Genomic DNA, 25,068 nt, shown 5'->3' on the forward strand with positions numbered 1-25,068 from the left:
AGGGACGATGGGGGAGGCGGGTACGGTCCCCCACCCTTGTCATCCTGAGCGTCAGCGAAGGATCTGCCGGACGCTGCCTCCGAGTCTGTCGCGGCCACCGAACGGCGAGCAGCTAGATCCTTCGCATTCGCTCAGGATGACATGGAATGAAAGGGAGAAGCAGGAACACGACGAACCGTGTCCCCTACGGCCACGCCGGGCAGCAGGCCCAGCGCCTCGGGCCAGCCACACGCGAGGTTGAGGTTCTGAACCGCCTGCGACGCGGCCCCCTTCAGCAGGTTGTCGAGCGCGACCCCGACGACGAGGTGGCCGTCGCGCGCCACCCAGCCGAGGTCGCAGAACGGCGTCCCGACCGTCGGCAGGAGCTCGGGCAGCACGCCGGGCGACAGCCGGACACACGGGCGCCCACCGTAGGCCGACTCGAACGTGCCGGTCACGGTGTCGAAGTCGACGGATTCGGGCAGCGCGACATGCGCTGTCCCCCAGATCCCGCGCGTCCACGGGCCCGAGACCGGGACAAAGTGGACGGACGCGCCGTCGCCCAGCACCTCCTGCACCTCCGCCAGGTGACGGTGCGCCAGCGGCTTGTACGCCCGCACGTTGCCGTCGCGCCGCGGGTAGTGCGTCGTCGCCGAGGGCCGGGCGCCAGAGCCCGAGGCCCCGGTCAGCGCCGTCACCGACGCCTCGAACCGTCCGAGGAGACCGACCAACGGCCACAGCGCCAGGCTCAGGCCGGTCGCAAAGCAGCCCGGGTTGGCCACCAGGGTCGCCCCCGCGATCCGGTCCGCGTTCACCTCCGCCAGCCCGTAGACGGCCGAGCGCATCGCCTCGGGGTCCGGGTGCGTCAGGCCGTAGACGGCTTCGTAGGTGGCCACTGAGTCGAGCCGGTGGTCGGCGCTGAGGTCGACGATGAGCCCGTCGAAACCGGACGCGCGGAGCGACCCCACGGCCGCTGCGCCCTGCCCGTGCTCGGCGCAGACGAAGGCCACGTCGAACGACTCCGGATCGAGATCGGCGGGGTCCGAATAGACGAGATCGGACTGGCCGCGCAGGCGCGGGTGCGTCGTCCACACCGGCTCGCCGGCCTGGCTGCGGGACGTGACGACGGTGGGCTCCGCCAGCGGGTGCGACAGCAGCAGCGCCAGCAGCTCGCCGCCCGCGTAGCCGGCGCCGTGGAGGACGGCCGCTCGGATCGGGCTCATGGGCTCGGGGTGAGGGGCCGCCGGGGGCCGTTGAACGTGGGGAGCGGGCTCGGCGCCTCGGCCCACGCCTTCCGCTCGAGCACGTCCTCGGCGACGAGCGAGACGAGCGCGTCGGGCTCGGAGCGCGCGTTGAGGGCCGGGATGCCGAGCGACGTCTGGAGGTACCGTTTGCCCACGTCGGTGTCGGTCGCCGGGCCGACGACGACGCCGATCTCGGCGCGGTAGCGCTGGCGGAACAGCTGGTCACACGCCCACGCGCCCGCCAGGTCCGTCGCCGCCAACACGTGGACGGCCGTCAGCCGCTGGAGCTCCATGTCCTCCAGGATCTGGTCGACGCCGTACGGCCCGATCACGCCGTCGCCGAGCTCGAGCACCAGCACGTCGGGCGGGCCGCCCTGGGCTTGGGCCGCGCGGTTGAGGTGGGCGATGATCCCCTTGGCGACGGGCACCATGTCGCGGCCCGTCGTGGCGACGGCGCCGGCCTCGATAAAGCTGGCGGACACGACGGCCCCCTGCGCCACCATCGCCCGGACGTCGCGCTGCAACGCCGCGCCGGTCAGCTTGGCCGCAGCGACGCGCAACCCCCGCGCCGTCAGCCCGCCGACGAGGGCGGCGGCGGCGAACGTCTTGCCCGTGTTCATCGCCGTCCCGGACACCATCACCAGGGGCGCGGAGGTCGCCAGCGTCTCGACCGGCTCGATGGCCGTGTCCTGAATGCGGGCGTGGCGCGGCGGCTCGCCCGTCAGCACGGCGCCCAACACCTCGACGCGGAGCGCCGGGCCGAGGTCGGGGTGCGGCGTGGCCACCTTGCCCAGGATGCCGCCCATGTTCTGGACGTGGAGCACGTCGCCGACGGACACGTGGCGGGGGATCCGCCCCGAGTACCCCTTCAGCGCCTGCCGTTCGCCGAGCGCGCCGACCAGCGTCTGCCCTTTCTCGATGGTCCGAAAGACGCCGTCGGCCCCTTCGAGCTGGTTGTAGACGTCCTTCGCGTCGAGCGCGCGGACGGCCAAGCAGTACCCCTCCTCGGCGACGACGTAGGGCGAGACGCGAACCTCGTGGCCCAGCCCGCACGGGCCCGCGCTGCTGGCGACGTGGTCGGCGGTGAGCGTCGTGATGGTGCGGGTGGGCATGGGGAGGTGCTGCGTATTGCGTGTTGCGTGTCGGTGCCTCGGGCTGCCATCGTGCAACACGAAACACGTGTGGGCCCCTACGATTCGTGAAGCACGCCACCGACCGCGCGAGCCGCGAGCCGTGCCTGCAACCCGTAGATCTGGGCGAACCCCTCGGCGTCGCGGCCGGACCACAGGGCGTTGTCCTCGCCGTAGCGGGCCACGCCCGTGTCGAACAGCGAGTGCGGTGACGTCGCCCCGAGAACGCGGATCGAGCCCTTGAGCCACTCGACCGTCACGTCGCCCATCACGCGCCGCTGGCTGCTGTCGAGGAACGCTTCCAGGTCGCGGCAGACGGGGTCGAAAAAGAGGCCCTCGTGGACGAGCCGGCCGTAGAGGTCGCCGAGCGCCGCCTTCTGGACGAGCTGGAGCTGCGTCAGCACCAGCTTTTCGAGCTCGCGGTGGGCGGCGACGAGCGTGAGCGCGCCCGGCGCCTCGAACGCGATCCGCCCCTTGATGCCCAGAATCGTGTCGCCCACGTGGATCCCCCGGCCGACGCCGTGCGCCGCGCCCTCGCGGTTGAGCCGCTCGACGAGCGACACCGGGTCGAGCATCTCGCCGTCGACGGCGACGGGGACGCCGGCCTCGAACCGGATCTGAAAGCGGTGCGGCGTGTCGGGCGCGTCGGCCGGGGCGACCGTGTCGGGCCACGCCGACTCGGGGAGAACGCCGTCGGTGTCGTGGGTCTCCTTGCCGCCGATGGTCGTCCCCCACAGCCCACGGTTGACCGAATACTCCGTCGTCTTCGTCTCGACCTCGACCCCGCGTTCCTCCAGGTAGGCCGTCGAGTCGTCTCGGGATAGCGAGAGCGTGCGGATCGGCGTCAGGATTTCGAGCGGCCCGCCGTCGCCGGCGTCGGCCAGCAGGCGGAGGGCGGTGTCGAACCGGATCTGGTCGTTGCCGGCGCCGGTCGAGCCGTGGGCCACGGCCGTGGCGCCCAGCTCGCGGGCCGCCGTCGCCAGCGCTTGGGCCTGGACCACGCGCTCGGGCCCGACGCACAGCGGGTAGACGCCGCCCCGCAGCACGTTGCCCTTGACGAGGTACTGGAGCACGCGGTCCCACAGGTCGCGTCGGGCGTCAACCAACCGGTGGCCGGAGGCGCCGAGCTCGGCGGACCGCGCGGCGATCTGCTCGCGCTCGGCGTCGTCGAAGCCGCCCGTGTCGACGGTCACGGTCTGGACGTCGCGGCCCGTCTCCTCGCGGAGGTACGGGACGCAGAACGACGTGTCGAGGCCGCCGGAGAAGGCGAGGGCGATGGGGGCGGGCATGGAGCGCAGAAACGAAAAACGCCGACTCTCGGGAAGAGTCGGCGTCGGAGAGGGCTGATCCGCTGGGGTGAAAGCGGCGCCGTCCGTCTAGGCCTCGTCTCCCGGACCGGCGGGGGCCGGTCGGCGTCGGGGACGTCGGAGGAGAGCGAGGAAGGTCAACGCAGAAAGCGGATCGGTTGCCGCAGGATAGGGGCACGCCGGGTCGTCTGCCAACGGGCCGCGAGCCGGTAGCGCTTCCGATCTCCCAAAACGCACGGTCGGCGGCGGTCCCGGCGCCCGTCCGCCGTTGCTGCTCAGTCTCCGGCGGAACTCCGCCCCTCGCGGCCGGTGCACCCGGCCGTCGAGGCCCCGGCGTCCGCCCTTTCCGCGCGCCCTTTCAGTGACCGCTCGCCGCTGTGTTGGACGGCCCCCGAGACCCCTTCCGCGTCCTGTCGCTGACGTACGACGCCGACCTCGACGACGTCCGCCGGGCGTTCCGGCGCCTCGCTCGGGAGACCCACCCCGACCGGGGCGGCTCGGCCGAGGCCTTCCACCACGTCCGCGCCGCCTACGCCGTGCTGACCGACGACCTCGAAGGCGCCCGCCGCCGGTGGCGGACGGCGCCCACGCCGCCTCCGAGACCCAGCTCGCGCTACCCCGCCGGCCTGGACCCGCGGACGTACCCGACGTGCACCGTCCGGATCCACCGCACGCGCGGCGGCACGCGGAAGGTCGACTACGACGCCGCCAGCCGCCCGGGCCGGTGGACGCCGGGCGGCACCGCTCCGCCGGGCGGGGCGTGCGTGGTTCGTTACGCCGCGACCGAGACCGCCCCGGCGTTCGGCGTCTGGGTCGTCCCGCTCGGCGCCCACCGGTTCCGGTGCGTCTTCGGGCCCCATCCGGCTCTGGCCGAGCCAGGCGTCCGGGCCGGTCGCCAGTGACGGCGCCGGCCCGCCGAACGAGAAGCGGCCCGCTACCGACGCGCCGACGAGGTCAGGCGGCCTTCTTGCGCCGGCTCACCCGGACCTCCGGCTCCTCCGTCGCTGCGCTGTCGCCGGACGCCGCGTAGCGCTCGCGCATCCGGTCGAGGAGGTCGGCCGTCTGGTCCGGCGTGAGCTCGTCGAGGGCCTGGACGCCGCAGTAGTGACGGGCCGCCAGCAGCACCTGGGGCCGGCCGACGCCGACGCCCTCGGCCTCCGCCAACAGGTCCGCCAGCGTCGGGCCGGCCGGCGCGTCGAGGGCCGGCTCGGGCAACACGGGCGTCTCGACCGGCTGGGGCGTCGGGCCCACGCCGAGCTGGGCCAGAACGTCGGCGAACGACGGGTCGTCGAACTCCGTCCCGACGGGGAGGTCCGGCGCGTTCGACTTGACGACGGTCGCCACACGGCGCGTCTCGAACCCGTCCTGCCGCAGCGACAGCTCCAACATGACGTCGACGAAGTACTCGAGGCCGGACGTCGTCATCGGCAGCACGCGGCCGACCTCGTTCTCCTCGCGGTCCTGCTTGCCGCGCGCCGCAATCTGGTCCGTGATGACGACGCAGGCGCCGGAGTCGACACACAGCCGGCGCAGGACTTCCTGGAACACGACCTGGTCGGCCTGGAGCTCGTCGGCCGAAGGCTGGGCCGTCGGGTCGCCGGTCCGGTCTCGAACGGCCTGAACCGTCGCCCGGTGCTTCCGGCCGAAGTACATGGCCCAGCTGTCGAGGGCGAAGCAGCCGTAGCCCTGTTCGGTACGGCCCTCGCCGAGCGCCCAGTCGACGAACGGCAACAGCTCGTCGGGATGCTCGACCTCGATGGCGTCGTAGTGCGAGCCGTCGGCGCCGGGCAACAGCCGCGCTTTCCGCTCGGTGTCGAAAAAGCACAGTCGGCCCAGGCCGGCGTCGGCGAGGGACGCGGCGAACCAGCTTTTGCCGGTGCCCGCCGGGCCGCGGACGGCGACGACGAGACGCCGCTGCTGCGGCCGACGGCTGAGGGGATGGACGGGAGTCATTTTTGGGGGGGGGATCGCCAGTGGTCACAGCCTAGGGCAGCCGGGTGTCAACGACGTGTCACACGCCGCACCCGGCCGGCCGGACTCGGATCAGCTCGCCTTGCGGAGCGGCGCCCGGTCGGCCTCGACGGCGCGGAGCGGCCGGTCGGCGTAGGGGGCCCACACCGACTCGAACCGGCGGTCGAGCCGGCGGACGAGCACGTGGGGCGCCTGGCCGTTCGCGACGTGCCACAGGTGGCGCTCCGGCGAGCCGCCCTCGGCGTCGAGCGCGTACGGCACCAAGACGCTCGGCTGCTCGGGGCGGACCGAGACCTGGCGGGCCTCCCGGCTGGCGAGCGTCGCCAGGTTCGTCCGGCCGCGCTCCGAGAACAGGTCGGCGTCCCACTGGCTCGCCAGGTAGAGCACGTCGTCCATGTGGCCGAGCAGGTCGGACCCACGGAGCCGGTAGATCGTGTCGACGGCGCCGTTCGCCAGGAGCGTCGCGTCGCGGCGGAGCCGGCGGTCGTGGTCGCGGAGCGCGCGGTGGCCGGTTGCCCCGGCGGACTCGAACGCGACGCGCCGGACCTCGGGCACACCGCCGTCGGTCGCGACGGGCACCTCGACGACCAGGTCGAGCGTGAAGAACGCCGGGCCGGAGCCCGAGGCGGGCCAGTCGGCCGAGGCGGGGACTTCGACCTCGACCTCGGACCGGAGGTGGGCGTCCTCGCGGAGCACCTTCACGAGGTGCCACGCGAGCTCGTCCTGGACGGCGCCGGGGTACGGCGGCTCGTAGTGCGGGCCGGTGGCGAGGGCGCGGGCCCAGTCGGACGGGCCGCCGAGGCGGGCGGGGGTGGGGACGCGGGTCATGGCGGAGTTGGGGAAGGGGGGCGCGGCGTCTCGCGCACGCGCACGCGAATGATATAGGGTGCGGGTGCCACCGCTTTGTCACACGCCGAGGGCGGCGGACCGAGGACGGCGGACCGGACGACTGGCGGAGTGGCTCTCCGTTCGCTGGCACCCTCTCCCCTTGTCATCCTGAGCGGAGCCAAGGATCTCGACGCGGTAGCCGAGTCGCAGGGAGCGGTGGAGAGGGCTCGGAGATCGTGCTGAGATCCCCCGCCTTCGCGGGGGCAGGCTCTTCGCAGGCTCAGGATGACAGATCTGGGGAGACGGCGCTCGCCCCACGTCGCCCTCTCCCGAGACCCGAGTCACCTGGCGAGCGGCCTACCTTCCGCCCTCCCCGGACGCCCATGTCTCGCCTCCCGCTTCTGCTCGCCCTGCTGGCGCTCGTCGCCGGCGCGCCGTCGGCCCAGGTCGGGTTCGGGCTGTTCAACGGGCGGAACCACCCCGAGCTCGACTGGCAGGTGGCCACGACCGAGCACTTCGAGATCATCTACCCGTCGCGGCTGGCGGGCATCGAGGCCGAGGCCGCCGCCGTCGCCGAGGCCACGTTCGACGCGCTCACGGTCACCTTCAGCCCGGACTCGACGGCGCTCGCGTTCCCCGAGCCCATCCGGATCTACCTCTCGGACGAGGACGAGATCGCCAACGGGATCGCCTACAACGTCGGGCCGAGCGGGTTCACGACCATCTGGGTCCACGTCAACGAGACGGCCGAGATCTGGACCGGCGACGTCAAGTGGCTCCGCAAGGTGATCGCCCACGAGGTGGCCCACCTGGTCCATTACCGGGCGATCCGCTCGAACCTGGGCCTGCTCGACATCTTTTTCGGCGACCCGCTGCCGAGCTTCTGGACCGAGGGGCTGGCCCAGTACGCGACCGAGCGGTGGGACGCCCAGCGCGGCGACCGCTGGCTGAGGACCGCCACCTTCGAGGACCGCCTGAGCTACGCCGACGGGACGAGCCCCCAGAACGGCCGGCTCCGCTACGCCGTCGGCAACAGCCAGGTCCGGTACCTCGCCCAGAGCCGCGGCGACTCGACGCTCGCCAAGATCCTGGCGCATCGGACGCCGGTCCTGCTCGGGCTCGGGCGGATCCACGACTTCGGGACCGCGTTCCGCGCGGTGACGGGCGAGAGCTACGCCACGTTCAACGAGGAGTGGCGGAAGCACGTCAACGTGTACTACAACACGCAGGCGGGGCAGATGGAGCGGCTCGACTCGCTCGACGCACGGCCGTTCGGCCTCCCGGGGCAGGTCGTGTACGACGTGGCGTTCAGCCCGGACACGGCGCGCGTGGCGGCCGTGGTGTTGCCGAGCCTCAACCGGCCCGTCCGCCGGCTCATCACGATCAAGAACCCCGGGGCCGACAGCACGTCGGGCGACCTGCGCATTCTGGCCGAGGGGTCGATCACCGGCCCGATCTCGTGGAGCCCCGACGGCGAGCACCTCGCGTTCGCGCGGACGCGCCGGGGCGCCTTCGGCTCGCTCGTCAACGACCTGTACCTCGTCCGCTCGGCCGGCGGCGGCCTCCGGCGGCTGACGACGGACCGCCGGGCCATCTCACCCACGTTCGCCCCCGACGGCCGGCGGCTCGCCTTCGTTGGCGCGGACGGCTCGACGGCCAACCTGTTCGAGCTCGACCTCGAGACCGGCGCCGAGCGTCCGCTGACGGCCTTCACCGGCGACGTCCAGATCCCGACGGCCCGGTGGTCGCCCGACGGGGCGCGCATCGCGTTCTCGCTCTTCGACGCCGACGGCACACGCCACCTCGCCACGCTCGACACGGCGACGGGCACCGTCACCCGCCTCGACACCGACGCGGCCACACCTCGGGCCGAGCGCGACGACCGCTTGCCGGTCTGGAACGCGGCCGGCGACTCGCTGGCGTTCACGTCGCTCCGGGACCGGGCGCCCAATGTGTTTGTGGGGGGGACTGGGGACTGGGGACTGGGGACCGGGGATGTGGTCCGCTCCCCCTCTGCTCCGAACGTGAGGGAAGAGATGGAACAAGCGGTCTCGGCCCGCCCTCTCGGCTCAGACTCGCTTGCCCCCAGTCCCCAGTCCCGAGTCCCCGCGCGCAGCGCGCAGCGCGTCACGTTCCTCTACGACGGGGCCGCGGTCCACGACTGGTTGCCGCCGGACAGCCTCCATCCGGCCGGCCGGTTGGTGCTCGTGTCGAGCGAGACCAAGCGCCGCGACCGCGTGTTCGTCGTCGACGCCCGGCGCCGGCCGACGGTCGTGGCCGACTCCGTAGCGGTGCCGCCGGCGTACGCCGCGTGGACCTCGCACCGGCCGCCGGTCACCATCCCCGACGCCATCGCGCCCGACCCGGCGCTGATCCGGGAGCGCCGGCCGTACAACTCGTGGGCGAACGTCACGCACGCGATCACGCTCGCGCTCCCCTATGGCGACCCCGGCGAGGACGGCGCCCTCTTCACGGCCGACGACGACTGGGGCGTGTTCGCCAACTCGCTCTTTCTCGAGCCGCTCGGCAAGCACCAGCTGGCGGTGCTCGCGGGCGTCTCCGTCACCCGGCCCGTCGACAAGTCGTTCCTGCTGCTGTCGTACGTCAACCAGCAGCTCGCGCCGACGCTGACGCTGGACCTGTACCGCTTCCCGTCGCCGTCGAGCTTCTACGGGTCGAGCGTGCTCGTCGAGGACCTGACCGGCGGCGACCTCTCGGCGTCGCTGGCGCTCGACCTCATCGACCGGCCGTACACGACGACCCTCGTCGGCGCGCGCGTCCGCTACGCCTACGCCAGCCCGCTCGCGCTCGACCGGTTCGACGACATCGAGACGACGGGGCTGGGCGTGCCCGAGGCCGGGACCCGGTTCGACGTCCAGGTCGGGGCCGCGTACAAGTTCCAGCGGCCGTACCGGTGGAACGGGATCACGCCGCTCGACGGGACCGGCCTCCGCGCCCGGCTCACGGCCGGCGTGCCCGCGCTCGGCGGCGATGCCTTCCTCCGGCCGGACGCGCTCGGCTACCACGTCCAGCCGGTCGGCTTGGGGCGGACGCGGCTCTTCTTGAAGGGCCGCGCGACGGCCGTGGTCGGCGAGACCCTCGCTCAGGACTACGTCGGCCTGGCGCGCTATGACGACGTCGACGTCCAGCTCCCGTTCGTCGGCGCGCTGACGCTGGACGACGCCGAGCGCGTGCGCGGGTACCGGAGCTACGCCGTCGGCACGCGGTCCCTGTTCGGGACGGCCGAGCTGCGACTGCCGATCCTGGTCGACCTCCAGACGACGGTGCTCGGGCTGGCACGGTTCGGGCCCATCTCGCCCTCGCTGTTCGTCGACGGCGGGCTGGTGTGGACGGGCTCGGACTTCGACAACGCCGCTCGGCGCGTCGGCGTCGGCGTCGAGGTGGCCAACCTCGTGTCGCTCGGCGGGTTCGAGCTGCGCCACGCCGTCGGGCTGGCGACGCCGGCCTCGACGCTGGACGAACTGTGGGACGGCGAGCGGGCCTTCGACGACCTCGACCTGTACTACCGCATCCAGGCCGCCGTGCCGTTCTAGCCGAGCCGAGGGTGGAAGGGGCGATTCGGTTCCGTGCCGACGACTCCCACACCGCCCTGAACTCGGCTCTCGTGCCGTGACACGTTGCTCGTGAGCGGACCCCCTGGTCGTCCGCCCCTCGCTCCGCTCAGCGGGCGGACGGCCTGTCCCCCTTCGAGGGCAGGGCCGTTAAGTTCTCATCAGCCGCACCATCTCCGGCACCCGGTTCGCCAGCTTCGACCGGGCCGCCGTCGGCGACCACAGCCCGCACGCCCGGAGGACCGACAGCGCCATCCCCCGGACCAGCGACAGCGCGGCCGCCCCGGCCATCGACCGGACGCCCCCGGAGTCCTCGCTCATCAGCGCGTCCTTGCACCAGTGCAGGCGGTTCTCGACGTGCCAGTGCGACCGGACCACCGCGCCGAGCGCGTGGGCGTCGTCGGCTCGGCTCGTCACGTACAGCCCCGACTTCGAGTACCACTCGCCGTCGCGGTAGCCGGAGCGCGTCACCCGCACCACGGCTCCAATCGCGGGCCAGCCGTCTTGCCACCCCGGCGGGCCGTACACCTCCACCACACGCCGCGCCGTCCGCCTCCGGCTCCGCTCGACCGTGTCGTCGACGCTCAGCGGCTCATGGCGCTCGGCTTCGGCGGCGCACTCGGCGTGGAGCCGGGGGCAGTTCCGTTTCAGCTTGGCGAGCCAGTGGCCCCCGGCCCCCCGGATGCTCCGGAGCGTTTTTTTGTGCAGTGGAGCGCGTCGAGCGTCACCGTGACGCCCCCGAGGTCGAGCGCCGAGGCGAGGTCGGCGACGAGCTCTTGCGCGGCGGCGACCTCGCTCGCCTCGCCGTTCTGGTAAGCCGTGGCCGTGACCGCGATGCCGGACCGGACGCCGTAGGCGGAGACCAGCGCGACGAAGTCCTGCTCGGCGGTGCCATCGCCGGTGTAGGTCGAGCGGACGGCCTTGGCGTCGACGGCGAGGACCTCGCCGTCGGGCAACCGCTCGGCGGCCCAGGTCCGGAAGGCGCCGGCGAGGGCCTCGAAGTCGAGGGCCTGGAAGACGGCGCGGACGGTGACGTGGGACGGGAGGGCGTGGCGGGTGAACCCGACGTGGCGTCGGAGCGCGTCGGCGTTGTCGCGGAGGAAGCGGCTGATGGGCCGGTAGCCGTGGTGCCCGGTCATCATGGCCATGACGGCGCCGACGAGGAGGGGTCCGAGCGGGTGTCGGCGGCCCTGGCGGCGTCGGGGGTCGGGGACGGCGGCGAGGTGGTCGAGGAGGGTCATGACAGAACTTACCAGCCCTGCCCTTCAAGGGGGACAGCTCCTGCGGCACGGAGCGGAGCGACGGCCGCGGGAGCGGGGGGTCGGCCTACGACCAACATGGCATCGCTCTAGCGGGCCCGGACGAACACGTAGTCCTGCCGCCCGCCCGCCGCGTAGAACGGGACCGGCGTGCCCTCGCCGGCCTCGGCCCAGACCGCCGTCAGCCGCAGCGTGTCGCCGTCGAGGACGAGCGCGAACGTCTCGTGGCCGCCGACGAACTCGGGCGACTTGGCCGCTTGGGCGTCGGCGCGGACCGTGTCGGACGCGACGGCCGTCAGACGTCCGGCGTGGGCGATCATCGTGGCGAAGCTGACCAACCGCTCGGGCTCGGTTGCCGCCCACGGCGTCGCGGCGGCTGGGCGCGGCGCCCGCGTCCACAGGAAGCTGTACCGGCCATCGGCGACGACGAGCAGGCCGGTCTGGACGTCGGGGTCGTAGACCAGCGCGCCGCCGGCGTCGAACGCCTGGGCGCTGACGAGCCGCCACGCGCCGTCGAGACCGGGGTCGGAGCCGAGCGGCGGGGTGCCGGCGCAGGCGGCCAGGGCCAGGGCGAGAACGAGCGTAGAGCACATGAGGACGACAGGTGAGCCCGGAAGCTGGCCCGTCGCCTCTGCCCAGTCGTCCCACCTCCGGTACCGGCATCGCCCCCCTCCGCCAGGTCCGACGGCGCAGTGGGGCCCGTACCGCCCAGAACGCGCGCCGCCCCGCATCCCGGGGGACGCGGGGCGGCGCGACGAGCGGAGGCCGGAGTCTAGACCGCCTTCTTGTTCAGCGTGTCCTCGGCGAGCCGCGTCAGGCGCTCGTCGGTCTCCTCCTCCTCGCCCAGCGTCTCGCCGAGCAGTTCGGAGGCCTCCTCCAAGCCCAGGCGCTCGGCGAACGTGGCCAGGCTCCCGTAGCGCGTGATCTCGTAGTGGTCGATGGCCTGGGCCGAGAAAACGATGGCCGCGTCGCGCGTCTCGGCGTCCTCGACCTCCTCCATGAGGTGCTTCGACTCCTTGAGGATGCCGTCCATGGCCTCGCACCGGACGCCCTCGGCCTGCTCGCCGATCAGCTCGAACACTTTGTCGAGGCGCTTGAGGTGGGTGTCGGACGAGCTCCCGTGCTCCTTCAGGAGCGACTTGAGGTCGGCGTGGGTGGCCTTGTCGGCCATGTCGGAGAGCGTCTTCTTCGACTGCTTCTCGGCGTAGTACAGGTCCTTGAGGCCGTGGAGGAAGAGGCCGCGGAGGTCGGTGATCTTGGACATGGGGAGGGGTGGAGAGAAAGGGAGGCGGGGTACCGACTGGCCCCTCCCGCCGTTCCGCCCAGCCCGGCGCTCCGGCAATCCCGGAGTCCCCGCGCCTGGCGCCCCGGTGGCCGAGACGGGGGCCTCGTACCCGCCCGCGTCGTAAGAGGCAGGCCTTGACGTCACAGGACCGGGGACCGAAGACGGGTCCGTCCGGCGGTCTTCCGTTCCCCATGCCCAAGGGGCTAGGCACAAGGCGTGTTGCCCGATCCGGGAGGAGGGGTCGAAGACGGAAGAGGGGAGTTCGCCCACGCCCCACACGTCCAGTTCCAGACGGGGGCAGAGTGTCCGGACTATCAGGCCGCCTTCTGGTTCAGCCGGTCCTCCGCGAGCGCCGTCAGCGCGTCGTCGGACTCCTCCTCGTCGGCGAGCGACTCGCCCAAGAGGTTGGCGGCGTCGGGGTGGCCGAGCTCCTCGGCCCACGTCGTGAGCGAGCCGTAGCGCGTGATCTCGTAGTGGTCGATGGCCTGGGCGGAGGCCACGATGGCCGCGTCGCGCGTCGCCGCGTCCTCGATGTCGCCCAGCAGGTGCTTCGCCTCCTTCACGATGCCGTCCATGGCCTCGCAGGTCACGCCGGCGGCCGCCTCGCCGATCATCTCAAACACCCGCTCGAGCCGGTCGACGTGCTCCTCCGACTGGTCGGCGTGGTCCTGGAGGAGCGCCGTCAGGGCGTCCGAGGTCGCCTTCTCGGCGAGCATCGGCATGAGCTTCTGGACCTGCTGCTCGGCGTAGTAGATGTCCTTGAGCGTGTGGAGGAAGAGGCCGTGGAGGTCGGTGATGGTCGGCATGGAGATCGGTAGAGAGGGGACGGGGGGGTACCGGGGCTCAGGGCGGGCGTTCCGCCGGGCCGATGACGTCTCGGCGAGATCCCGAACCCGCGCCGCGTCGAGCGCGTGCCTCCGCCCCCTCTCCCCTCCCGTCCATGACCCACTACGACGTCCACGGCGTGTCCATCCCCGCCCTCGGGCTCGGCACGTGGCAGCTCACCGGCGACGACGCCCGGCGCGGCGTCGAGCACGCGCTGTCCATCGGGTATCGCCACATCGACACGGCCCAGATCTACCGCAACGAGGCCGAGGTCGGCGCCGGGCTGGCGGCCTCGTCCGTCTCGCGCGACGACGTGTTCGTGACGACGAAGGTGTGGCGCGACCACGTCGCCCCGTCCCGGCTGGCGGCGTCGGTCGACGAGAGCCTGCGCAAGCTCGGGACCGACACCGTGGATCTCTTGCTGCTCCACTGGCCGGTCGACGAGGTCGAGCTCGAAGCCCAGCTTGAGGCCTTGGTGGCCATCCGCGACGCGGGCAAGGCCCGGGCCGTCGGGGTCAGCAACTACCCGGCGGGCCTGCTCCGCGACGCGCTGGAGTTGGTGCCGGACCTGGCCACCGACCAGGTCGAGCACCATGTGCTGCTCGGCCAGGACCGGCTGCTCGACGTGGTCCGCCCCCGGATGGTGCTCACGGCCTACAGCCCGCTCGCCCAGGGCGAGGCGCTGTCCAACGAGACCGTCCGCGAGATCGCTGAGGCGCGCGGCGTCGGGCCGGCCCAGGTGGCGCTGGCGTGGCTCCTGGGGCAGGACCGCGTGGCCGCCATCCCCAAGGCGTCGTCGGACGCCCACCGGGCCGCCAACCTCGCCGCCGCCGACCTCGTGCTGACGGCCGACGAGCGCGCCGCCCTCGACGCGCTCCCCAAGGACCACCGGACCATCGACCCGGACTTCGCCCCCGACTGGGACGCCTGACACCAAGTCCGGGTGGAGTGTGCGGGGTTGGGGGTGTGGGAGAAGACCGCGTTCCACGCCCACACCCCCATACTCCCCAGTCCCTCCAGTCCCGATCAGCGACAGATCAACCGGACTGGTATGACTGCTCCGAGGGAACCGCTGGCCGCTCGCAAAAAAGCGCCCCGCCGGACGGATCCAGCGGGGCGCGAGCGGGCAAAGCCGGGGCCGGTCTACATCCTGGCCTCCGTGATCGGGACCGGCACGCCGACGGTCCCCCAGTGGAGGAGCATCGTGGCCGAGTCCTCAGTGACGTCGACGAAGCGGATCTCGAACTGCTCCTGCATCGGGGCGTCCGTCATCGGCGTGGCCATCACGCGGACGCGGTCCTGGCTGGCGTCGTAGCGGAAGGCGCCCCACTGCTGGGCCGTGTCGTTCAAGATGACGGTCCACTCGTCGCCGGGGATCGTGAGCAGGGCGTAGGTGCCGGCGGGCACCATTTCGCCACCGACCATCACGTCGCCGGAGAAGGTGACGGTCGGGGCCTCGTTGGCGCCGGTCCGCCAGACCGTGCCGGCCGGGGCCAGCTCGGCGCCCTCGCCGAAGTACGCGCGCCCCTTGAGGCTCGGGCGGCCGTAGTGGACCATGACGTTGGTCGTGCCGACCGTCGTCATGACGCCGGCGTTGGGGCTCACGCGGGCCTCGTCGTGGGCGCGCATGGGCGGCATGTCCATGGCCCTGTCGTCGGCCGTCTCCATGTCGTTGCTCATCTCCATGTCCATGTCATCGTGGGACATGGGGGTGTCTTGGGCGCAGGCCGCGACGGCGACGAACAGGCCGAGGAGGATGGGGAGGGATCGGGTCATGGTCTGGGGAGGCGGGTGGGCGCGCCTTACCCGCGCCGCCGCGCCGGGGATCCCCCCCCGACGGGGCCGGACGGCAGCAGCCCTCACGGCAGCGCGAACTTCAGGCGGTCGCCCGAGCGCCGATACCCGCCCCTCCTGCCTTCGGCCATGCCCCGACGCTTCTGGATCGTCCTGCTCCTCGCGTGCGCCGCCCTCCCGGCGAGCGCGCAGAAGCGGCACTTCCAGCGGGTCGGCGTCGCCGACGGGCTCCCGCAGGCCCACGTCCTCGCGATGGCCCTGGACCCGTCCGGGCCGATCTGGTTCGGGACCGAGAGCGGCCTGGGCCGGTTCGACGGACGGCAGTTCACGAACTACACGGTCGCGGACGGCCTCCCGAGCAACCAGATCGAGGCCCTCGACATCGACGCGCGGGGCCGCCTCTGGATCGGGTCGACGAGCGGCGGCGGGGTCGCCGTGTTCGACGGGCGCCGGTTCCACGCCTACGGCGCCGACGACGGGCTCCCCTCCGACGACATCCACGACGTCACCGCGACCCGTGACGGGAGGATCTGGGCGGGCGGAGACGGCGGCGTCGCCCGTCTGGGGCGCGACGGCCGGTTCCACGTCGTCCGGCCGCCGGCCGGCCTCGACGTTGGCACGGTGTCCCGAGTTACCGAGGGGGGGCGGGGCACGCTCTGGCTGGCCACCGACGTCGGCCCGGTCCGGCTCCGCGGCGGGCGCTGGGACCGGCCGCTCGGGGTCACCACCCCGACGAGCGACGTCCTCGAAGTCGACGGGCACGTGTGGGTCGCCACGCTGGGCGACGGGCTCTACCACTTCGACTCGCGGGGCACGCTCGTCCACCGGTTCACCGAGACCGACGGGTTGGCCGAGGACGTCGCGGTCGCGCTCGGCGTCGGGCCGGAGGGGCGCGTCTGGGTCGGGAACGGGGCCGGGGCCTGCTACGCGGACGCGCCTGGCCTCGCGCTCACTTGCCTCGGCGCCCGCGACGGCTACGTCACCGAGACCACGACGTCGTTCCTCCCGGACCACGAGGGCGGCCTGTGGATCGGGACCCACAACAGCGGGGCCTTCCGCTACACCGGCTTCCACCGGGGGCGCGACCGGTTCGTCACCTACGACACCGACACCGGCCTCCTCGACGACTCCGTGTGGGGCTTGGGCGTTGCCGGCAACGGCGACGTGCTCGTCGGGCAAGCGCCCGGGCTCACGCGGCTCGGGCCGGGCGGCCCTCGCCAGTACGTCCCCGGCGACGGCCTCCCCGGCACGCTCCCGATCACCATCGACGAGGACGGCGAGGGCGGCCTGTGGATCGGGACGAGGGCGGGGCTCGTCCGGTACCGGGACGGCCGGGCGACGCGCGTCCCCGGGACGGCGCCGGCCGACGAGGGCGTGATCCGGAGGGTGCTCCGGGCCTCCGACGGCCGCGTCTACGCCCTGCACTCCGACGGCGTGGCCGTCCTCGACGGCGGGCGGACGCGGCTGATCCCAAACGGCTCGCTCGGCTTCGACCACTTCGCCCTCGGCATGGACGAGGCGCCGGATGGGGCCGTCTGGATCTCCGGGCTCGGGAGGCTCGTCCGGCTCGCGCCGGACGGCACGACGCGCGCGTTCACAACTGACGACGGGCTCCTCCCCGGCTCCGGCCAGGTCGCCGTCGCCTCCGACGGCACGGTGTGGCATGCGTCGAGCGACGGGGCCGTCACCCGAATCACGCCGGACGGGACGGCCCGCACCTTCCGGGTCGGCGGACGGCTGAGCGGGGCCGCGCTCTTCCTCGCCGCCATCGACAGCCGGGACCAGCTCTGGCTGGGGACGAACCGGGGGCTCGCCCGCGTCGACCTCGCGCGGTACGACGGGCGGGGCGCCCCGCGCTACCGGTTCTACGGGCCGGCCGAGGGGTTCACCGCGCTCGAGGCGAATACGGGCGCGTTCGCCGAGGACGCCGAGGGCCAGCTCTGGTTCGGGACGATCGCCGGGGCCGTCCGCTACGACCCCCGCGCCGACGTGGCCCGTCCGACGCGGCCGGTCCTCCGGATGACCGGCGTCGAGCTGTCCTACGGCGAGCGCGACTGGCGGCCCTACGCCGACTCGGTCCGGGCCGACGGGCTCCCGGTCGCGCTCCGGCTCCCCCACAACCGGAACCACCTCACGTTCGACTTTTCCGGCGTCAGCTTCGCCGACCCCGGGGGCGTCCGGTACCAGTTCCGCCTGGACGGGTTCGACGAGGGCTGGAGCCCGGAGACGGCCGAGCGGCGGGCGGTCTACGCGAACCTCCCCCCGGGCGAGTACGCCTTCCACGTCCGCGCGCGGACGGGGCCGGGGCCGTGGGTCGAGGCGCCGGGGCCGGTCCGGGTCGTCGTCCGGCCGGCCGTGTGGCAGCGGCCCGGGGTGTGGGCGCTAGCCGCGCTCGCGGTCCTCGGGCTCGTCGTCGCCGCCGGGCGGTGGCAGTCGCGCCGGCACGCCCGCCAGCGGGCCGCGCTCGAACGGGCCGTCGCCGAGCGGACGGACGACCTCCGCGCCGAGAAGGAGCGGGTCGAGGGCGCCAACGCCCGGCTCGCCGAGACCAACAGGGCCCTCGACACCGCCCGCACGGAGGCGTTGGCGGCGGCCCGGGCCAAGTCCGAGTTCCTGGCGACCATGAGCCACGAGATCCGGACGCCCATGAACGGGGTCATCGGGATGACGGGGCTCCTGCTCGACACGGCCCTCGACCCCGACCAGACCGAGTTCGTCGAGACCATCCGGGTCTCGGGCGAGGCCCTGCTCACCATCATCAACGACATCCTCGACTTCTCGAAGATCGAGGCGGGCAAGGTCGACTTCGAGTCGCAGCCGTTCGAGGTCCACAGCGTCGTCGAGGAGGCGCTCGACCTGGTGGCCCCGCGCGCGGCCGAGGCCGGCCTCGACCTCGCCTACCTCGTCGCCGAGGACGTGCCGCGGGCCGTCCGGGGCGACGTGACGCGCGTGCGGCAGGTGCTCCTCAACCTGCTGTCGAACGCCGTCAAGTTCACGCACGAGGGCGAGGTCGTCGTCCGCGCGACGGCGGCGCCGGGCGGGGTCCGGTTCGCCGTCCGCGACACGGGCATCGGGATCACGGCCGAGCAGCAGGCGACGCTGTTCCAGCCCTTCGTCCAGGCCGACGCCTCGACCACGCGCAGGTACGGCGGGACCGGCCTGGGCCTGGCCATCTCGAAGCGGCTCGCCGAGCTCATGGGCGGCGCCCTCTCGGTCGAGAGCACGCCGGCCCCGGCGCCCGACCACGGCTCCACGTTCGCGTTCACCATCGCCACCGAGGCGGTCGAGGTCCCGGCCCCGCCGGTCGAGGCGGCCCTGGCCGGCCGCCGCGTGCTCGTCGTGGACGACAACCCGACAAACCGGCGGATGATCGGCCTCCAGCTCGGCCGGGCCGACATCGCGGTGACGCTGGCCCCGGGCGGCCTCGGGGCGCTCGACCAGGCCCGAGCCGCCCTCGACGCCGGCCGCCCCTTCGACGCCGTCGTGCTCGACTACCACATGCCGGGCATGGACGGCGTGGACCTCGCCCGGCGGCTCCGCGCGCTCGACGCCGGCTGGGCGCCCGTCCTGCTCATGCTCAGCTCGCTCGCCGAGCGGCCCGCCGACGCCGACGACCTGTTCGACACCTGGCTCCCGAAACCGACCAAGCGGGCCACGCTCCACCGCGCGCTCGCCCAGGGCCTCGGCCGCGCCCAGGCGGCGCCCGCCCGCGCCCGCGCGGAACGCACGGACTACGGCGACCTCCGGGTGCTCCTCGCCGAGGACAACGCCGTCAACCAGAAGGTGGCCCTCCGCATCCTGGAGAAGATGGGCGTCCGTGCCGACGCCGTGGGCGACGGGGCCGAGGCCGTCGCCGCCGTCCGGGACGCGGGCGCCCAACCTTACGACCTGGTGCTGATGGACGTCCAGATGCCCGTGCTCGACGGGTTCGCGGCGACGGCCCAGATCCGCCAGACCGTCGCGCCGGAGGCGCAGCCGCTGATCGTCGCCCTCACGGCCAACGCGATGGAGGGCGACCGTGAGGCGTGCGTCGCGGCCGGCATGGACGGCTACGTCTCCAAGCCGATCCGCCCCGACGCGCTCTCGGGCGCGCTCTCCGAGGCCGTCGCCCGCAAGGCCGCTCGCGACGCGCTGACCGCCCGCGCCCCGGACCGGACGCCGGCCCCCGAGCCGATGGCCTAACCCCACGTTCCGGAGTACCGGCTCGGGTGCCACGGGACGGAGGACGGAAGACCGCCGGATTGGGCCGTCCCCGGTCCTCGGTCTTCCGTTCCCGACGCCCCGAAGGCATAGGACGTAACGTGGGCGCGGCCCGTCCGCACTCAGGCCGCGAGGGAGTCGGTGTCGGCGAGGAACCCGCTCTCGACCAGGAAGGGGCGGACGAGCGCGTCGAGCGCGCCGACGTCGACCAGGAAGGCGTCGTGGCCGAACGGCGAGTCGAGCTCGGCGTAGCGCCCGTTCGGGAGGAGCGCGGCGAGCGCTCGCGCCTCGCCTGGCGGGTACAGCAGGTCCGACGAGATGCCGACGCACAAGGCCTCGGCGCGGAGCTGGGCCAGCGCCGTCGCGGCGTCCTCGCGGCCCCGCCCGCGGCCGACGTCGTGGCCGTCCGGTCGGCGCGCGCAAGGGCGGACCGAAACAAAAAGCGCTTCCGACTCCAGAATCGCCGCTCGCGCGCCCAGAGACGGCGGGTTCGGCGGCCGTAGGGGCGACTCGGCGAGTCGCCCCTACGGGCTCAGCCCGTGTGCGGTCGCTACCAGAGCACGATCCGCTCGTCCGGCGGGAGGTAGAGGTCGTCGCCCGGCTGGACGTCGAAGGCCTCGTAGAAGCCGGGGATGTGCGCGAGCGGGCCGTTCGCGCGGTACTCGCCCGGCGAGTGCGAGTCGACCTGCAGGAGTTGGCGGAGGTACGGCTCGCGGTGCAAGATCCGCCAGACCTGGGCCCAGCCCATGAAGAACCGCTGGTCGCCCGTGAACCCGTCGATGACCGGGGCCTCCTCGCTCGCCGAGACCACGCCGTCGCCGTCGGTGTCGAGCGACAGGCGGTAGGCGCGGTAGGCCATCGTCAGGCCCGACAAGTCGCCGATGTTCTCGCCGAGCGTGAGCCGGCCCTGGACGTTGGCGTCGTCGAACGGCGCGTAGGCGTCGTACTGGGCCACGAGGCGGTCGGCGCGGGCTTCGAACTCGGCCCGGTCGGTCTCGGTCCACCAGTTGCGGAGGTTGCCGGCCGCGTCGTACTGGCTGCCCGAGTCGTCGAACCCGTGCGAGTACTCGTGGCCGATGACGGCGCCGATGCCGCCGTAGTTGACCGCGTCGTCGGCCTCGACGTTGAAGAACGGCGGCTGCAAGATGGCGGCCGGGAAGACGATCTCGTTGAAGGCCGGGTTGTAGTAGGCGTTGACGGTCTGGGGCGTCATGCCCCACTCGGCCCGGTCCGGCGCTTGGCCCAGCTTCGAGAGGTTGTCGGCCCGGGCCCACTCGCGGAGCGAGCGGCTGTTGCCGACGAGGTCGGTCGGCGAAACCTCCAGCGCCGAGTAGTCCTCCCACTCGTCGGGGTGGCCGATCTTGTAGGTGTAGTTCTCGAGCTTGTCGAGCGCCTCGGCCTGGGTGGCGTCGGACATCCACGGGTTGCCGGTGATCGACTGGCGGAACGCTTGGCGCAGGTTCTCGATGAGCTCCGCCATCCGGTCGGCCGCGGCCTGGGGGTAGTGGCGGTCGACGTAGATCCGGCCGATGGCCTCGCCGAGCGCGCCCGACGTGGCGCCGACGGCCTTCTTCCAGCGCGGGCGGTCTTGGTCCTGGCCGTTGAGCACGCGGCCGTAGAAGTCGAAGTGGGCCTGGGCGAAGGCGGCCGGGAGCTCGCCGGCGGCCTCGGAGAGCGTCCGCGCGCGGGCGTACGCTTTCCAGGTCTCGAGCGGCACCTCGGCCAGCAGGCTGTCGAGCCCGGCGAGGTACGAGGGCTGGCCCACGACGACCGAGTCGAGCGACGACGGGAGCCCCATGGTCTCGGCCATCACGTCGAACCGGAGGTGGGGGTAGCGCGCGACGACGTCGGCGACGGCCATCGGGTTGTAGCGGGCCTCGGGGTCGCGGTTCTGGACGCGGGTCCACTGGTCTTGGGCGATCCGCGTCTCGAGCGCCAGGATGTCCTGAGCGGCTTGGGCGCCGCCGTCCCAGCCGGCCAGGTCGTAGAGCGTCTCGAGGTAGGTGAGGTAGCCGGCGCGGGCGTCCGCGAAGCGGTCCTCGAGGTAGTAGCTCCGGTCGGGGAGGCCGGTCCCCGACTGCCACAGGGTGTACACGTGGCGGTCGGAGTTTTTCGAGTCGACAGTGACGAAGCCGGCGACGGGCGACGGGCCGTAGGCCGCCGAGTTCTGGGCGAAGTAGCGGGCCAGATCCTCGGCCGAGGACACGGCGTCGATCCGGTCGAGGTCGGGCTGGAGCGGCGCGATGCCCAGCGCCTCGACGCGGGCCGAGTCCATGTAGGCCGTGTAGTAGTCGCCGACCTTCCGGGCGTCGGGGTCGACGACGGCGCCGGAGGCCGCGTCCTCGATGATGGCGCGGACGTCCTCCTCGGACCGCTCGCGCAGGACGTCGAACGAGCCGTAGCGCGGCCGGTCGGCCGGGATCTCGGTCGTCTCGAGCCAGCGGCCGTTGACGTAGCGGTAGAGGTCGTCCTGGGGGCGGACCGTCGGGTCCATGCCCTCCGTGTCGATGCCGAGGGCGCCCTGGGCGAAGGCGGGCGCGGTCGCGAGCACGAGGGCCGAGAGAATCAGTCGTCGCATGGGGGAGCGTGGTGGGAGACGGGGGCTGAGAATAACGGGGGGACAGCCCCGTCGGTATCCTCTCCGACGCCCCCAGCCAGGGCGAGCGCGCTCTAAACCACCTCCGCCCGACCCCCGTCCGAGCGCCCACCGCTTCGCTCAGCGGACGCCCAGACTGTCCCCCTCGATGAGGAGGACAGCGTTCCGAGCCGAGAGCCCTTCGGCTCCGCTCAGGACAGGCTCCGCGACCTGCTGGGAAGCGGGGGTGCTCGGCGAGAACGCGCGCGCCCTGCGCCCCCAGCAGCGCTCGACGCGGGAACGGGACTGCGCCCTTTATCCGGGACGGGCTCGCGGCCGATACGTCGCGCACGACCGGTCCGCGTATGCGCCCTCTCCTCACCGCCCTCGCGGCCCTCCTCCTCACCGCCGGCGCGGCCTCGGCCCAGCAGTTCGCCGTGCGGACGTACGGGCTGGCCGACGGGCTCCCGCAGACCCGGGTCAACGCCGTCGCCCAAGGGCCGGACGGCTACCTCTGGTTCGCCACCCAGGGCGGCGTCTCCCGGTTCGACGGGACCGAGTTCGTCACGTTCACGGCCCAGGAGGGCCTGCCCCGCAACTACGTCGGCGACTTGGCGGTGGACGGGCGCGGGCGGATCTGGGCGGCGACGCCCAACGGCGTCGCGGTGTTGGACGGCGGCCGGTTCCGGCCGGTCGGGGGAGCCGCGCTCCGCCGCCACGTGGGGTCGCTCGCGGTCGAGGGCTCGCGGCTCTGGGTCGGGTCCGAGCGCGAGGGCGCGTTCGTGGTCGAGGGCGGCCGGGTCCGCCGCGTCGGGCGGGCCCAGGGACTCCCCAGCGACACCGTCACCGACATCGCCACGACCCGCCGCGCGGTGTGGCTGGCAACCCCGCGCGGGCTCGCCCGGATCGTCGACGGCCGGCTCCGAACGTTCCGCCCAGCCGACGGCGTCCCCGCCCAACCGGTCGCGCTCGCCGTGGCGCCGGACGGGGCGCTCTGGGTCGCCGGCCCGCGCGGGCTCGCTCGGATCGTCGGGGACCGCGTGACGGCCCGGCCCCTGACCCCGGCCGACGGCGTGACGGGCCGGATCCGGTCGCTGGCGCCCGACGCCCGAGGCCGCGTCTGGATCGGGACCGACCTCGGCGAGGTCGGCTGGCTGGACCAGGCGACGCCGGCGGCGCCGCTCGGGGCGCTCTACACCGAGGCCAACGGGTTCACCAACCGCGAGGTCCGCGCGCTCCACGTCGGCCGCGACGGCGAGGTCTGGACCGGGCTCACCGGGCTCGGCGTCGGGGTGTTCACGAGCCACGCATTCGCCCACTTCGGCGCGTCGACGGGCCTCGACGTCCCCATCATCTGGGCGTCGGCCGAGATCGGCGGCGAGGTCTGGGTGGGGACCGGCCGCGGCGCGTTCCGGGGCCCGCCCGACGGCCCGTTCCGCCCGCTCTCCCTCGCGCCGGCGCCCCCCGACACCCGGGTCAACGTGATCCGGCGGGCGTCCTCGGGCGACGTCTGGATCGGGACGTACCACGGCCTGCTCCGCCGACGGCCGGACGGACGGCGCCAACTCTACACCGTCGCCGACGGCCTGGCCTCGAACTACGTCTACGACCTCGCCGAGGGGCCCGACGGGCGGATGTGGGCGGGGACCAACGATGGCCTGTCGATCGTGTCGCCGGACGGGTCCGTCGCGTCCTACGGTGAGGCCGACGGGCTCGCGGACCCGTTCGTCAACGGGGTCGCGTTTGACCGGGCCGGCCGCGCGCTGCTGGCGACCGACCGGGGGCTCGTCCGGATGGAGACGGGCCGGCTCCAGGGCGAGGTGACGGTCGACGTGTCGATGGACCCCGACGGGCAGCTCCAGGTCGCCGTCCGCGACACCGGCATGGGGATCACGGCCGAGCAGCGGGCCCGCTTGTTCGAGGCGTTCACCCAGGCCGACGCCTCGACCACCCGGACGCACGGCGGGACCGGGCTCGGACTGGCCATCTCGAAACGACTGGTCGAGCTGATGGGCGGCGAGATCGGGGTCGAGAGCACGCCGGCCCCGGCGCCGGGCCACGGCTCGACGTTCACGGTCACCCTCCGCGTGGTCCCGGCCGAGGCGCCCACGACGGCGGCGGCGGAGTTGGACGGGCTCCGCGCGCTCGTCGTCGACGACTGCGCCGCGAGCCGCCGGATGGTCGCCGGCCACCTCGAACGCGCCGGCGCCGACGTCGCCCAGGCCGACGACGCCCACGCCGCCCTGGCCCTCTCCGCCGAGGCCGACGCGCGAGGCCGCCCGTTCGAGGCCGTCCTCGTCGACGCCGGGCCCGACGCCGATCTGGCGTGGACCCGCGCGCTCCGCTCGCGCCGGGCGACGCCGCCCGTGCTCGTGGAGCTCCGGGCCCACGACGGGCCGGCCGCCGAGGGGGTCGACGCGAGCCTCCTCAAGCCGGCCCGGCACGCCACGCTCTGCCGCGCCGTTGCCCGGCGGACCAGCGACGCCGACGAGCCCCCGCCCGCGCCGACGCCGTCGGCCCCGCCGTCGCGGGCCCTCCGCATCCTGCTGGCCGAGGACAACGCGGTCAACCGAAAGGTGGCCCTGCGGACCCTCGCCGCGCTCGGCTACACCGCCGACGTGGCCGCCGACGGCGCCGAGGCGGTCGAGGCCGCGCTCGCCGGCGACTACGACGTGGTCCTGATGGACATCCAGATGCCCCGGGTCGACGGCCTCGAGGCCACGCGCCAGATCCGGGCCGCGCTCGGCGACCGGGGGCCGGCCGTGGTCGCGCTCACCGCCAACGCGCTCGACGGCGACGACCAGGCCGCGCGCGAGGCCGGCATGGACGGCTACCTCACCAAGCCGCTCCGCCGCGACGCGCTCGCCGCCGCCCTCGCCGCCGTCGAGGCGCCGGGCGTTGCGCCGGCCGGCGGGACGGGCCCGCTCCTCGTCCGCGGGCCGCTCGCGGGCACGCCCCCGACTGAGGCCAACTCGGTCCTCGACGGCTGATACGAGTTCGCGAGGAACGCGGCCTCCTACGGCGTCTCCTCTCCCGCCGGGAGAGCAGGGCTGCTACGTTCTGTGGCAGATGCACAAGTACGTGTAGTCATTCCCGCGC

16 protein-coding genes and 1 pseudogene are annotated in these 25,068 nt (G+C 73.5%); 5 read left to right on the top strand and 12 right to left on the bottom strand.

Annotated features, from left to right (window positions below; translation table 11 throughout):
• Positions 1-131 precede the first annotated feature (131 nt).
• The 3 genes from argC to argG form a co-directional block, all read right to left on the bottom strand.
• Positions 132-1,202, bottom strand: coding sequence for an N-acetyl-gamma-glutamyl-phosphate reductase (argC, locus tag ACOOHE_RS18380; RefSeq protein ID WP_420455550.1), 1,071 nt, complete (start codon positions 1,200-1,202; stop codon positions 132-134).
• Positions 1,199-2,335 carry a hypothetical protein gene (locus ACOOHE_RS18385; protein WP_420455551.1) on the bottom strand — a complete coding sequence of 379 codons (1,137 nt, stop codon included), beginning with the start codon at positions 2,333-2,335 and terminating at the stop codon, positions 1,199-1,201. The genes argC and ACOOHE_RS18385 overlap by 4 nt, the downstream gene beginning before the upstream one ends.
• 77 nt (positions 2,336-2,412) lie before the next feature.
• A complete protein-coding gene (gene argG, locus ACOOHE_RS18390; protein ID WP_420455552.1) occupies positions 2,413-3,642 on the bottom strand; it encodes an argininosuccinate synthase in 1,230 nt (409 codons plus the stop codon).
• Between the two features lie 398 nt (positions 3,643-4,040).
• On the opposite strand from argG, the gene ACOOHE_RS18395 reads away from it, so the two are divergent.
• Complete coding sequence (locus ACOOHE_RS18395) at positions 4,041-4,562, top strand: J domain-containing protein (protein ID WP_420455553.1); 522 nt, start codon at positions 4,041-4,043, stop codon at positions 4,560-4,562.
• Positions 4,563-4,614: 52 nt separating this feature from the next.
• Here the strand turns inward: ACOOHE_RS18395 and ACOOHE_RS18400 are convergent, their stop codons facing one another.
• Both ACOOHE_RS18400 and ACOOHE_RS18405 read right to left on the bottom strand, forming a co-directional pair.
• Entirely contained in the window at positions 4,615-5,613 is a 999-nt protein-coding gene (locus ACOOHE_RS18400; protein WP_420455554.1) for a hypothetical protein, read from the bottom strand.
• Positions 5,614-5,703: 90 nt separating this feature from the next.
• Positions 5,704-6,459 carry a hypothetical protein gene (locus ACOOHE_RS18405; RefSeq protein WP_420455555.1) on the bottom strand — a complete coding sequence of 252 codons (756 nt, stop codon included), beginning with the start codon at positions 6,457-6,459 and terminating at the stop codon, positions 5,704-5,706.
• 383 nt (positions 6,460-6,842) lie between these two features.
• Between ACOOHE_RS18405 and ACOOHE_RS18410 the strand changes: the two genes are divergently transcribed.
• The gene (locus tag ACOOHE_RS18410; protein WP_420455556.1) at positions 6,843-10,013 is read left to right on the top strand and encodes a hypothetical protein; all 3,171 of its coding nucleotides are present in this window, start codon (positions 6,843-6,845) and stop codon (positions 10,011-10,013) included.
• Positions 10,014-10,181: 168 nt separating this feature from the next.
• Here ACOOHE_RS18410 and ACOOHE_RS18415 read toward each other — a convergent pair.
• The 4 genes and pseudogenes from ACOOHE_RS18415 to ACOOHE_RS18430 form a co-directional block, all read right to left on the bottom strand.
• Positions 10,182-11,272: pseudogene (locus tag ACOOHE_RS18415) on the bottom strand (ISAs1 family transposase).
• A 107-nt stretch (positions 11,273-11,379) separates the two neighbouring features.
• Entirely contained in the window at positions 11,380-11,883 is a 504-nt protein-coding gene (locus ACOOHE_RS18420; protein WP_420455557.1) for a lipocalin-like domain-containing protein, read from the bottom strand.
• A 179-nt stretch (positions 11,884-12,062) separates the two neighbouring features.
• The gene (locus ACOOHE_RS18425; protein WP_420455558.1) at positions 12,063-12,554 is read right to left on the bottom strand and encodes a ferritin-like domain-containing protein; all 492 of its coding nucleotides are present in this window, start codon (positions 12,552-12,554) and stop codon (positions 12,063-12,065) included.
• A gap of 335 nt (positions 12,555-12,889) precedes the next feature.
• Positions 12,890-13,381 carry a ferritin-like domain-containing protein gene (locus ACOOHE_RS18430; protein WP_420455559.1) on the bottom strand — a complete coding sequence of 164 codons (492 nt, stop codon included), beginning with the start codon at positions 13,379-13,381 and terminating at the stop codon, positions 12,890-12,892.
• Positions 13,382-13,515: 134 nt separating this feature from the next.
• On the opposite strand from ACOOHE_RS18430, the gene ACOOHE_RS18435 reads away from it, so the two are divergent.
• Positions 13,516-14,331 carry an aldo/keto reductase gene (locus tag ACOOHE_RS18435; RefSeq protein ID WP_420455560.1) on the top strand — a complete coding sequence of 272 codons (816 nt, stop codon included), beginning with the start codon at positions 13,516-13,518 and terminating at the stop codon, positions 14,329-14,331.
• Positions 14,332-14,543: 212 nt separating this feature from the next.
• Here ACOOHE_RS18435 and ACOOHE_RS18440 read toward each other — a convergent pair whose 3' ends face one another.
• The gene (locus ACOOHE_RS18440; RefSeq protein WP_420455561.1) at positions 14,544-15,176 is read right to left on the bottom strand and encodes a DUF2911 domain-containing protein; all 633 of its coding nucleotides are present in this window, start codon (positions 15,174-15,176) and stop codon (positions 14,544-14,546) included.
• Positions 15,177-15,323: 147 nt separating this feature from the next.
• Here ACOOHE_RS18440 and ACOOHE_RS18445 point away from each other — a divergent pair, with 147 nt between their 5' ends.
• Entirely contained in the window at positions 15,324-19,376 is a 4,053-nt protein-coding gene (locus tag ACOOHE_RS18445) for a response regulator (RefSeq protein ID WP_420455562.1), read from the top strand.
• A 140-nt stretch (positions 19,377-19,516) separates the two neighbouring features.
• On the opposite strand, the gene ACOOHE_RS18450 is transcribed toward ACOOHE_RS18445, so the two are convergent.
• Together ACOOHE_RS18450 and ACOOHE_RS18455 are read right to left on the bottom strand one after the other, a co-directional pair.
• Positions 19,517-19,726 carry a hypothetical protein gene (locus ACOOHE_RS18450; protein WP_420455563.1) on the bottom strand — a complete coding sequence of 70 codons (210 nt, stop codon included), beginning with the start codon at positions 19,724-19,726 and terminating at the stop codon, positions 19,517-19,519.
• Positions 19,727-19,944: 218 nt separating this feature from the next.
• Positions 19,945-21,972: a M13 family metallopeptidase gene (locus ACOOHE_RS18455; protein ID WP_420455564.1), complete on the bottom strand. Its 2,028-nt coding sequence runs from the start codon at positions 21,970-21,972 to the stop codon at positions 19,945-19,947.
• A 362-nt stretch (positions 21,973-22,334) separates the two neighbouring features.
• On the opposite strand from ACOOHE_RS18455, the gene ACOOHE_RS18460 reads away from it, so the two are divergent.
• Positions 22,335-24,959, top strand: a complete 2,625-nt coding sequence (locus ACOOHE_RS18460; protein ID WP_420455565.1) for a two-component regulator propeller domain-containing protein — start codon at positions 22,335-22,337, stop codon at positions 24,957-24,959.
• The last annotated feature ends 109 nt before the right edge of the window (positions 24,960-25,068 follow it).

The organism is Rubrivirga sp. (assembly GCF_965213695.1).
Taxonomy (GTDB): Bacteria; Bacteroidota; Rhodothermia; order Rhodothermales; family Rubricoccaceae; genus Rubrivirga.